General features: G+C 73.8%; 9 protein-coding genes. All 9 read left to right on the top strand.

Features of this window, described 5'->3' with window-relative positions; translation table 11 throughout:
- The first annotated feature begins 23 nt into the window (after positions 1-23).
- Positions 24-956: a sugar ABC transporter permease gene (locus tag AB0L29_RS05095; RefSeq protein WP_365823473.1), complete on the top strand. Its 933-nt coding sequence runs from the start codon at positions 24-26 to the stop codon at positions 954-956.
- Positions 953-1,852 carry a carbohydrate ABC transporter permease gene (locus tag AB0L29_RS05090; RefSeq protein ID WP_365823471.1) on the top strand — a complete coding sequence of 300 codons (900 nt, stop codon included), beginning with the start codon at positions 953-955 and terminating at the stop codon, positions 1,850-1,852. Before AB0L29_RS05095 ends, AB0L29_RS05090 begins: the two co-directional genes overlap by 4 nt.
- A 193-nt stretch (positions 1,853-2,045) precedes the next feature.
- Positions 2,046-3,218, top strand: coding sequence for a Gfo/Idh/MocA family oxidoreductase (locus tag AB0L29_RS05085; protein WP_365823469.1), 1,173 nt, complete (start codon positions 2,046-2,048; stop codon positions 3,216-3,218).
- Entirely contained in the window at positions 3,215-4,057 is an 843-nt protein-coding gene (locus tag AB0L29_RS05080) for a PmoA family protein (RefSeq protein WP_365823467.1), read from the top strand. Before AB0L29_RS05085 ends, AB0L29_RS05080 begins: the two co-directional genes overlap by 4 nt.
- Complete coding sequence (locus AB0L29_RS05075) at positions 4,054-5,598, top strand: family 43 glycosylhydrolase (RefSeq protein ID WP_365823465.1); 1,545 nt, start codon at positions 4,054-4,056, stop codon at positions 5,596-5,598. The genes AB0L29_RS05080 and AB0L29_RS05075 overlap by 4 nt, the downstream gene beginning before the upstream one ends.
- A gap of 408 nt (positions 5,599-6,006) precedes the next feature.
- On the top strand, positions 6,007-7,365 hold the full coding sequence (locus AB0L29_RS05070) for a sugar ABC transporter substrate-binding protein (RefSeq protein WP_365823463.1): 1,359 nt from the start codon (positions 6,007-6,009) through the stop codon (positions 7,363-7,365).
- A gap of 186 nt (positions 7,366-7,551) precedes the next feature.
- Complete coding sequence (locus AB0L29_RS05065) at positions 7,552-8,832, top strand: pectate lyase (RefSeq protein WP_365823461.1); 1,281 nt, start codon at positions 7,552-7,554, stop codon at positions 8,830-8,832.
- 215 nt (positions 8,833-9,047) lie between these two features.
- Positions 9,048-10,175 carry a pectinesterase family protein gene (locus tag AB0L29_RS05060; RefSeq protein WP_365823459.1) on the top strand — a complete coding sequence of 376 codons (1,128 nt, stop codon included), beginning with the start codon at positions 9,048-9,050 and terminating at the stop codon, positions 10,173-10,175.
- Complete coding sequence (locus AB0L29_RS05055; protein ID WP_365823457.1) at positions 10,169-11,260, top strand: dienelactone hydrolase family protein; 1,092 nt, start codon at positions 10,169-10,171, stop codon at positions 11,258-11,260. The genes AB0L29_RS05060 and AB0L29_RS05055 overlap by 7 nt, the downstream gene beginning before the upstream one ends.
- Positions 11,261-11,518: the final 258 nt, after the last annotated feature.

The following is an 11,518-nucleotide window of genomic DNA, read 5'->3' as shown; positions in this document are numbered from 1 at the left end:
CGTACGAGAAACGGAGAACAGTCATGGCCCAAGCCGCAGCCGTGGCGAAACCGCCCGCGCCACCGAGGCGGCGCCGTGCCTCCGCCACGCCGCGCAGGCTCCCCTACCTGCTGATCGCCCCGGCCGCCCTGCTCATGCTGGGCTTCATCGCCTACCCGGTCGTCAGCGTCTTCTACTACAGCCTGCGGAACTACAACCCCACCAAGCCGTGGCGCAACGGCTACGCGGGCTTCGAGAACTTCACCGAGATCTTCACCAGGGACCCGCTGTTCTGGGACACCCTGGTCTTCAGCGCCAAGTGGGTCCTCGTCGAGGTCGGCCTCCAGCTGCTGTTCGGTCTCGCGCTGGCGCTCGTCGTCAACCAGACCTTCGCGGGCCGGGCGCTGGGGCGCGCCCTGGTGTTCTCCCCGTGGGCGGTCTCGGGCGTCCTGACCTCCGCGATCTGGGTGCTGCTGTACAACTCGCAGACGGGCGTCACCCGTTACCTGGCCGATCTGGGCCTCGGCTCCTACGGCACGAGCTGGCTGTCGGACACCTCCACCGTCTTCCCGGCGGCGATCGTCGCCGACCTGTGGCGCGGTGTGCCCTTCTTCGCCATCCTCATCCTCGCCGACCTCCAGTCCGTCTCGAAGGACCTGTACGAGGCGGCCGAGGTGGACGGGGCGAGCAGGCTCAAGCAGTTCTGGCACATCACGCTGCCGCACCTGAAGGACGCCATCATCCTGTCCACGCTGCTGCGCGCGGTGTGGGAGTTCAACAACGTCGACCTGCTCTACACGCTGACCGGCGGCGGACCCGCGGGTGAGACCACGACCCTGCCGCTGTACATCGCCAACACGTCCGTGGAGTCCCACGACTTCGGTTACGCCTCGGCCCTGACCACGGTGGCGTTCGTGATCCTGCTCTTCTGCTCGATGGTCTACCTGCGGCTGAGCAAGTTCGGAGGCGACAAGTGATCACCAAGGAGGCCACCGCGGCCGCCCCCGCCCCCGCGCGCCCCGCCCCCGAGCCGCCGCGGCCGGCCCGGGGGCGCCGCCGGGCCTGGGACGAGGCCCCCCGCTGGCAGATCTACCTGCCGCTGTCGGTCTACCTCGTCTTCACCCTGATCCCGTTCTACTGGATCCTGCTGTTCGCCCTGCGCCCGGCCGGTTCGACCTCGCTGGTGCCCTGGCCGGTCACCTTCGACCACTTCGAGAAGGTGTGGACCGAACGCGGCTTCGGCACCTACTTCGGCAACAGCGTGCTCGTCGGCCTCGCCACCCTCGTCATGACGACGGTCGTCGCGCTGGCCGGCGGCTACGCCCTCGCCCGGTTCGACTTCAAGGTCAAGAGGGCCTTCATGCTGGGCCTGCTGTGCTCCCAGTTCGTGCCGGGCGCGCTGCTGCTGGTGCCGCTGTTCGAGATCTTCGCCGAGCTGCAGATGATCAACTCGCTGGGCAGCGTCATCCTCGCCGAGACGGTCTTCCAGCTCCCGCTGTCGATGATCCTGATCGGCAACTTCATCAAGAACGTGCCGTACTCCCTGGAGGAGGCCGCCTGGGTCGACGGCTGCAACCGGCTGACGGCCTTCCGGATCGTCGTGCTGCCGCTGCTGCGGCCGGGTCTGATCGCCGTCGGCTCCTTCGCCTTCGTGCACTCCTGGAACCACTTCCTCTTCGCCCTGATGTTCCTCAACAACCAGGACAAGCAGACCATCCCGGTCGGCCTGAACACCCTGATGAGCGCGGACAGCGTCGACCTGGGCGCCCTGGCCGCCGGCGGCATCATCGCGGCCGTCCCGGTCGTGGTCGTGTTCGCCTTCATCCAGAAGTGGCTGATCACCGGGTTCAGCGCGGGGGCGGTGAAGGGATGAGGGACCGTCACCTCACCGCGAGGAACGCCCTGCCGGGGGGCCGGCGCGCGCCCGGGCGGGCCCGGGGGCGGGAGGCCGGCCGCGCGGCCCCGCCCGCGCACCACGGCCGGACGCCCGCGCCGCACGGCGGGGCCGGCGGCGCCCGGCGGGCGGGCCGCGGGACCGCGGACGGCGCGGACGGCGGGAGGATCCGATGACCCCGAACGCCACCCCCCTGCCCGTCGTCCTCGCCGGCGCCCGCGGCCACGGCCGCTGGCACGTCGAGAACATCCGCCGCCTGCAGCGCGAAGGGCTCGTCCGGCTGGCCGGCGTCTGCGAGCTGACCCCGCTGGGCGAGGAGGAGCTCGCCGGCCTGGGCGGGCCCGAGCAGTCCGCCGACTTCGGCGCCCTGCTGGAGTCGACCGGTGCCCGGATCGCCGTGATCTGCACACCGATCCCGACCCACACCGGCCTGGCGCTGACCGCTGCGGAAAAAGGCGTGCACATCCTGCTGGAGAAGCCGCCCGCCCCCTCCTACGCCGAGTTCCGCCGCATGGCCGACGGGGTCGCCGAGGCCGGCGTCGCCTGCCAGATCGGCTTCCAGTCGCTGGGCTCGCACGCCGTGCCCGCCATCCGCGAGCTGGTCGCCCAGGGCGCGATCGGCCGGCTGACCGGGATCGGCGGGGCCGGGGCCTGGGTGCGCGACGAGGCCTACTTCCGGCGGGCGCCCTGGGCGGGCAGGCGGCGCCTGGACGGCGCCGACGTGATCGACGGGGCGCTGACCAACCCCCTCGCGCACGCCGTCGCCACCGCGCTCGCGCTCGGCGGCAGCACCCGCGCCGAGGACGTCACCGGCATCGAGACCGAACTGCTGCGCGCCAACGCCATCGAGTCCGACGACACCTCCTGCGTCCGGATCGGCACCGCGCAGGGCCACCCGGTCACCGTCGCCGCGACCCTGTGCGCCGAGCGGGCCGACGAGCCGTACGTCCTCGTGCACGGCAGCAGCGGGCGGATCACCTTCTGGTACAAGCAGGACCGCGTGCTGCTCCAGCGCGCCGGCCACGGCCCGGAGGAGACCGGCCACGGCCGCACCGATCTGCTGGAGAACCTGGTCGCGCACCTGACCACCGGGGCGGACCTGCTGGTCCCCCCGGACGCCACCGGCGCCTTCATGAAGGTCGTGGAGGCCGTCCGGCAGGCCCCCGACCCGACGCCGCTGCCCGGCACCGCCTGGCACCGGATCCCCGGCGAGAACCGCAGGGTCGTGCCCGGCATCGACGCACTGGTCGCGGCCGCCGCCGACACCCTCTCCCTCTACTCCGAGCTGGGCGCCCCCTGGGCGCGCCCCGCGCGGCACCGCCAGAAAGAGGTGAGCACCCGATGACCGACGACTCCACGGTCCTGCGCGTCGCGGGCCGCCCGGTCGGCCGGTACGTCACCCGGCCGGAGCTCCCGGCGCGCCTGTCCCCGCGCCCCTACCTGCACCCCGTCACCACCCTGGCCGGCACGGCGGTCACCGAGCTCGGCCCCGCCGACCACGCACACCACCTCGGCGTCGGTGTCGCCGTTCCCGACGTCGAGGGGCACAACTTCTGGGGCGGACGCACCTTCGTACGCGACCGGGGCCCGACCGAGCTGGACAACCACGGCGCGCAGCGGCACGCCGGCTTCCGGCTGCGCGACCCCGACGGCTTCGTCGCGGAGCTGCGCTGGGTGGCCGCCGGAGCCGAGCTGCTGCGCGAGCGCCGCACGGTGGCCGCCACGGAACTCACCGGGACGGCCTGGGCGCTGGACCTCACCTTCTCCCTCACCAACGTCACCGGAACGACGCTGACGATCGGCAGCCCGGCCACCAACGGGCGCCCGGGGGCGGCCTACGGCGGCTTCTTCTGGCGGGCCCGCAAGGAGGCCGAGGCCCCGCGGGTGTTCACCGCCGACGCGGAGGGCGAGGCGCGGGTGCACGGCGGACGGGCCGACTGGCTGGCGCTCGCCGGCTCCACCTGGACGCTGGTCTTCGCCGGGGCGACGGACGCCACCCGCCGGGACCCGTGGTTCGTGCGCGCCACCGAGTACCCGGGCGTGGGGTCGTCGCTGGCGCACCACGAGCGGCTGCCGGTCGCCCCCGGCGACACCCTCGTCCGCCGGGTCGTCACCGTCGTCGCCGACGGGCGCCTGGACCGGGAGACGGCCGCCGCCCTCGTCCGCAGGGCGGTGAGCGCGTGACCGCGCGGACGTACCGCAACCCGGTCCTGAACGCCGACTGGTCCGACCCGGACGTCGTGCGCGTCGGCGACGACTTCTACCTGACCGCCTCCAGCTTCGGCCGGGTCCCCGGCCTGCCGCTGCTGCACTCCCGCGACCTGGTCAACTGGACCCTGGTGGGGCACGCCCTGCAACGCCTGGAGCCGGCGGCCGAGTTCGCCCGGCCGCGGCACGACCGCGGCGTGTGGGCCCCGTCCCTGCGCCACCACGACGACCGCTTCTGGATCTTCTGGGGCGACCCCGACCAGGGCGTCTTCCAGGTCAACGCCCCCGGGATCCGGGGCCCGTGGACCCGCCCCCACCTGCTGAAGCGGGGCAAGGGCCTGATCGACGCCTGCCCGCTGTGGGACGAGGAGACGGGCGAGGCCTATCTGGTGCACGCCTGGGCCAGGTCGCGGTCGGGCGTCAAGAACCGCCTCACCGGCCACCGCATGAGCCCGGACGGCACCGCCCTGCTCGACGAGGGCACGGTGATCGTCGACGCCGACCGCATCCCCGGCTGGTTCACCCTCGAAGGCCCCAAGCTGTACAGGCACGACGGCTGGTTCTGGATCTTCGCGCCCGCCGGGGGAGTGGAGACCGGCTGGCAGGGCGCCTTCCGCTCGCGCGGCTTCTTCGGGCCCTACGAGGAGAAGGTCGTCCTGGAGCAGAAGGACACCGACGTCAACGGGCCGCACCAGGGCGGCTGGGTGCGCACCCCCGCGGGCGAGGACTGGTTCCTGCACTTCCAGCAGCGCGGCGCCTACGGCCGGGTCGTGCACCTGCAGCCGATGCGCTGGGGCGCGGACGGCTGGCCGGTGCTCGGCGACGAGGGCGCCCCCGTCACCGAACACCGGCGGCCGGACCTGCCGCCGCAGCCGCCCGCGGCGCCCGCCACCGACGACGACTTCCCCGGCGGGCGGTACGGACCGCAGTGGCAGTGGACGGCCAACCCTCCCCCGCTCCCGGCCTCACCCGGGCGGGGGGACCCCCACGACGGCTGGACCACCCGGCACTCCGGGGACGGGCTCAGGCTGACCTGCGTCCGCTCGGCCGACGCCCACGACCTGCGCAGGCTGCCCAACGTCCTCACCCAGCGGCTGCCGGGCACGCCCTGCGCGGCCGAGGTGGAGCTGCGCCTGGACAGCGGGGAACCGGGCGCCCGGGCCGGACTGGCGGTCCTCGGGGACGCCTTCTGCTGGATCGGGCTCCAGCGGGGCGCGGACGGCACCGCGCACCTCGTCCACCGGTTCGCCGAGACGGTGGCCGAACGGGAACGGGACGCCGGCCATCCGCGGCTCGCCCCCCAGGGGCGGGCGCGGCTGCGCGTCGAGATCGGCGCCGGGGCACGCTGCCGCTTCTCCTCCGACACCGGCGACGGCTTCCGTCCCTCCGGCCAGGTCTTCGCCGCCACCCCGTGGCGCTGGGTCGGTGCCCTGCTCGCACTGTTCGCCCTCGCACCCGCCGGCCAGGGGCACGCCGGCGCGGCCACGTTCACGCACTTCCGGATCACACCCTCCTGAGACCGCCCGCAGGCCCGTGGGGAGCCGCCATGACGCACCACCGGAGCAAGCGCTTGCCGAGACCGGGGCACGGCACGGCCGTGGCCGCCGCTCCCCGCCGGACGGACCGGCCGCACGGCTTCGCCTCCCTCGCCGGCGGCACCGCCGACGGGGCCCTTACCGTCACCGGCCGGGCCTCGTCCGCCCGATGCAGGGCGGCGCCCGGGCCCCGCCACCACGGGCCGGGCGCGGCGCCGAGGGCCCGCCCGCCGCGCCCGGGCGGCGCCCGGGCGGCGCCCGGTCGGCCCCGCACACCGTCACGGACCGCCTGCGCGGGCCGGGCGCCGCACCCGCTACTGAGGGCCGCGGGCCCGCACGGACCCCCGTACCTCCACCTCTCCGTTGGATCCAGAAGAAGAGAGCCGACCAATGAAGATCAGCATTCTCAGGAGCAGCACCGGCAGACGCCGGACACCGGCCGCCGTCGCCCTGGGCGCCGTGCTCGCGCTGACCGCCACCGCCTGCGGTGACGACGGCAGCGGCGGGGGCGGTGACGAGGGCGCCGAAGGCAGCGGCAAGGGAAAGATCGTCTTCTGGGACAACAACGGCGGTGTCCGCACCGGGATCTGGAAGGAGATCATCGCCGACTTCGAGAAGGCCAACCCGGACATCGACGTCCAGTACGTCGGGATCGCCTCCACCGAGTACCAGTCCAAGGTCGACACCGCCATCCAGGGCGGCGGTCTGCCGGACGTCGGCGGTGTCGGCGCGGCGATGCTCGCCGGTTTCGCCGCGCAGGGCGCGCTGGAGCCGCTGGACGACCGGTTCGGCGCGTCGTCGCTGAGCGGCGGACTCAACAAGGACATGGTCGAGTCGCTGAAGGCCGCCGGCGGCGACGACAAGCTGTACTCGGTCCCGACCTCCGCGAACAACGGCGTCCTGTACTACCGCACCGACCTGTTCGAGAAGGCGGGCCTGGACGAGCCGACGACCTGGGACCGGTTCTACGAGGCCGCCGAGAAGCTCACCAGCAAGGGCAGGAACGAGTTCGGGTACACCATCCGCGGTGGCGCCGGTTCCATCGCCCAGGCGCTGGACGCGATGTACGGGCAGTCCGGCATCACGTCCTTCTGGGACTCCAGCGGCGAGAAGACCACGGTCAACGACCCGAGGAACGTCGAGGCCCTGGAGAAGTACGCCGGGCTCTACAAGAAGGTCACCCCCGCCGCCGACCTGAACAACGACTTCACCAAGATGGTCGCGCAGTGGGACTCCGGCACGATCGGCATGCTGAACCACAACCTGGGCTCCTACCAGGACCACGTGAAGGCGTTCGGGGCCGACGGGTTCCGGGGCATCCCGCAGCCGACCGGACCGGACGGCAAGCGGGTCCAGGTCTCCAACCCGGTGGACGGGCTGGGCCTGTTCAAGAGCTCCAGGAACAAGGAGGCCGCCTGGAAGTTCATCGAGTTCGCCCTCTCCCACGAGGAGAACTCGAAGTTCAACGAGTCGGCGGGGCAGGTGCCGGCGAACCTGGACGCGGCGAAGGACCCGTGGATCGAGAAGGCCGAGCCGACGAAGCTGGCCGCGCAGGCGCTGAGCGACGGCTCGACCACGATCGTGCAGCTGCCGTACTACCTGCCCGACTGGAACACCATCTCCAAGGCGGACAACGAGCCGAACTTCCAGAAGGTGCTGCTCGGGAAGATGAGCGCGAAGGACTTCCTGGACACGATGGCCGGGCAGCTGAACGAGGCGCAGGCCGAGTGGAACCAGCAGAACGGATAGGCGCCCCGGGTTCCGCCGCGGGACGGCCCGTGCTCCGCGGACCGTCCCGCGGCGGGACGCGCGGTTCCCCGCGCCCCCGAGGACCTCCCCGGGCCCCGGCCACCTGGCCGGAGGCCACCGCGCGACACCCCGACGAAGAAGGAAGAGAGCCGCACCGTGAACGCACATGTATGGCATGGGCATGCCATGAAAAGGGCCGTCGTGCTGGCCGGCTGCACCGCCCTGGTGCTGTCCCTGGCCGACACCGGCGCCCGGGCCGGCGGCCGCGACCCCGGCCGCGAGGTCCTCGGCGCGCGCGACGGCTGGGCCTCCGAGGGCACGGGCACGACGGGCGGTTCGGCCGCCGACGCCGCGCACGTCCACACGGTCACCACCTGGGAGGAGTTCCGGACCGCCCTCCGGGACGGCGGATCCGCGCCCAGGATCATCAGGGTCAAGGGCATGATCGACGCCGTCTCGCAGGGCTGCGAGGCGTTCGAGGCCGAGGGGTACGACTTCCGCAAGTACCTCGCCGCCTACGACCCCGCCGTCTGGGGCCACGACACACCGGTCAGAGGCGAGCAGGAGGACCTGCGGGCCGCCTCCGCCGCCCGGCAGGAGGCGGCCGTCACGGCGGACGTCCCCGCCGACACCACCATCGTCGGCGTCGGGAAGCGCTCCGGCATCCGCGGCGGCAGCCTCCGGATCAAGGGCGTCGACAACGTCATCGTCCGCAACCTGACCATCGAGGCCCCGGTCGACTGCTTCCCCCAGTGGGACCCGACCGACGACAACGGGACCGGCGCCTGGAACTCCGAGTACGACGGCGTGGTCGTCCACGGCTCCGCCCACGTGTGGATCGACCACAACACCCTCACCGACGGCCGGTACCCCGACAGCGGCCTGCCGGCCTACTTCGGCAAGACCTACCAGCGGCACGACGGCCTGCTCGACGTCGTACGCGGCGCCGACCGGGTCACCGTGTCCTGGAACTCCTTCCGGGACCACGACAAGACCATACTGATCGGCAACAGCGACGGCGCCGCCGCCACCGACACCGGGAAGCTGAGGGTCACCCTCCACCACAACCGCTTCGAGGGGATCGTCGAGCGGGCGCCGCGCGTGCGGTTCGGTCAGGTCGACTCGTACAACAACCACTTCGTGGTCACCAAGGACCAGAAGTGGGGCTACGTGTACGGCATCGGCAAGGAGTCCCGGCTCGTCGCCGAGCACAACGCCTTCACCCTGGCGCCGGGGATCAGCCCGGCGAAGATCTTCAAGAAGTGGAGCGAGGCGCCGGTCACCGCCGGGAACAACCACGTCAACGGCAGGATCGTCGACCTGGTCGCCGTGCACAACGCGGAGATCCCGGCCGAGACGCTCCGGTCCGGCGCCGGCTGGACCCCGGCCCTGCGCACCGAGGTGGACCCGCCGAGGGCGGTCCCGGGCATCGTCGGTGCCCGCGCGGGCGCCGGACGCGTGTGCTGACGTTCCCCCGAACCGGCCGGGGCGGCCCGCCCCGCACCCCCGGCCGGGGCGGCCCGCCCCGCACCCCCGGCCGGGGCGGCCCGCCCCGCACCTCCGGCCGGGCCGCGCCCGCCCCGGCCACCGGCCCGCCTCGATCCGCCCCGGCCACCGGTCCACCCCGATCCGGCCACCGGTCCCCCCGCCCCGCACGAGTCGCACCGCCAAGGAGCAGCCGCATGCGCTCGCAGCCCCACCGCCCCCTGTCCCGCCGGTCCCTCCTCGTCGCGGGCGCCGCAGCGGGCGCCGCGTCCGGCCTCGCCCCGGGCCCCGCGTGGGCCGGCGCCCGGCCCCGCCCGTTCGGCCGGTTCGGTTCGCCGGCCGACCGCCGGGACCCGGGGACCCTGTACGTCCACCCCGCGGGCGCCGGCGACTTCACCACGGTCGCCGCCGCCGTGGCCGCCGCTACGGGGACCGGCCGCACCCTGGTCATCGCCCCGGGCGTCTACCGGGAGACGGTCGCCGTCGACGCCGGCCGCACCGGGATGACCTGGATCGGCGCCTCCGGCAACCCCCGGGACGTCGTCGTCGTGTACGACAACGCGGCCGGCACCCCCAAGCCCGGCGGCGGCACGTACGGCACCACCGGATCGGCCACCACCACCGTCCGGGCGGACGGCTTCACCGCCCGCTGGATCACCTTCGCCAACGACTGGCTGCGCGCCGACCACCCGGACGTCACCGGCACCCAGGCCGTCGCGATCAAGGTGCAGGGCGACCGCTCGGCCTTCCACCACTGCCGCTTCCTCGGCCACCAGGACACCCTCTACGCCGACTCCCTCGCCCTGACCGCCTTCGCCCGCCAGTACTACTCCCACTGCTACGCCGAGGGAGACGTCGACTTCGTCTTCGGCCGGGCCACGGCGGTCTTCGAACACTGCCACTTCCGGACCCTGGACCGCACCGACCTGGACGGCGCCCCGTACGGTTTCGTCTTCGCGCCCTCCACGGCGGGCGCCAACCCGCGCGGCCACCTCGTCACCGGCAGCCGCGTGAGCAGCGAGGCCCCCGACGGCCACTACAAGCTGGCCCGCCCCTGGGTGCCCGGCTCCGACCGCACCGCCCGGCCGATGCTCGTCGTCCGGGAGACGTGGCTGGGCCCCGGCATCGACGCGGTCGCGCCCTACGCCGCCATGTCGGACGCCTTCCCCTGGCAGGACCAGCGGTTCGCCGAGTACCGCAACACCGGCCCGGGCGCGGTCGTCACCGTCCCCGGGAACCGGCCGCAACTCACCGCGGAGCAGGCCGCGTCGGCGACCCGCGCGGACTGGCTCGGCGACTGGCGGCCGTGGAAGGAGGCGTGCTGAGCGGGCTCGTCGGGGGAAACCTGCCCGGCTTCCACGCCGTCCTGAAGGACGAACTGACCTTCCCGCTCGCCTGGGGGACCTCACCGGTCCGCGACTTCCGGGCCTGGCGGCGCGCCGCCCGGGCCACCGTCGAGGAACACCTGCTCGTCGGACGGCAGGACGGCACCCCCTACGCCCCCGAGTACACCGGTCTCTCCCGAGGCGACGGGTACACGCGGGAGCTGGTGACCGTCTCCCTCACCCGCTACGAACGCGTCCGCGGCGCCCTGCTCACCCCGCGCGGCCCGGGGCCCTTCCCCGCCGTCCTGCTCCTGCACGACCACGGGGCCAGGTTCGACATCGGCAAGGAGAAACTCGTCCGGCCCTGGTACGACGACACCCGCCTCGCCTCCGCGCGGGCCTGGGCCGACCGGTGCTTCAGCGGCCGGTTCGTCGGCGACGAACTGGCCCGGCGCGGCCATGTGGTGCTGTGCCTGGACGCCCTCGGCTGGGGCGACCGCGGGCCTGTCGCCTACGACCAGCAGCAGGCCCTGGCGAGCAACCTCCACCACCTCGGCTCCTCCCTCGCCGGGCTCATGGCGCGCGAGGACGAGCGCGCCGCCGCCTTCCTCGCCGGCCTCGACCGGGTGGACCGGCGCCGGGTCGCGGCCGTCGGGTTCTCCATGGGCGCCTACCGCGCCTGGCAGACCGCCGCGCTCAGCGACCACGTCGCGGCCGCCGCGAGCGTGTGCTGGATGACCGGTCTGAAGGAGATGATGGTGCCCGGCAACAACACGCTGCGCGGGCATTCGGCGTACTGCACGCTCCACCCCGGGCTCGCCCGGCACCTGGACATTCCCGACGTGGCGAGCATCGCCGCACCCAGACCGATGCTGTTCTTCCACGGCGGGCGGGACCCGCTGTTCCCCGCCGACGGCGTGCGCGTCGCGCACGACAGACTGCGTGCCGTCTGGCGTTCGCGCCACGCCGGGGAACGGCTGCGGCTGAAGACGTGGCCGGACCTCGGCCACGTCTTCACCGACCGCATGCAGGACGAGGTCTTCGCCTGGCTGGACGAGGTCCTCGCCGGTCCCGCGCGGGCCTGACCGGCTCCGTGGACGACGCACGCGCCGAGCGGGCCGGGCCCGCCCCTGTGCCACCGGCACCCCGGCCGTCCGGCCGGCCGGCGCCACGGCCGCGTACACGGCGCGCGGGGCGGACGGTCCACCGCCGCCGCGGCGTCCCGACGAAGGGGTCCACGGCCCTCGGCGCCGCCGTGCGCGGGCGCCGCGCGGGAACGCCCCCGCGGCGGCCCCGGCCGGCCACCTGCGCCTCACTGGATCCGGCGCTCCGGCTCCTCTTCC

It is taken from the genome of Streptomyces sp. NPDC052701 (assembly GCF_040678355.1).
In the GTDB taxonomy this organism is placed as follows: Bacteria; Actinomycetota; Actinomycetes; order Streptomycetales; family Streptomycetaceae; genus Streptomyces.
Note: the sequence above shows the minus strand (reverse complement) of the source record. Positions and strands in the feature narration are given on the sequence as shown.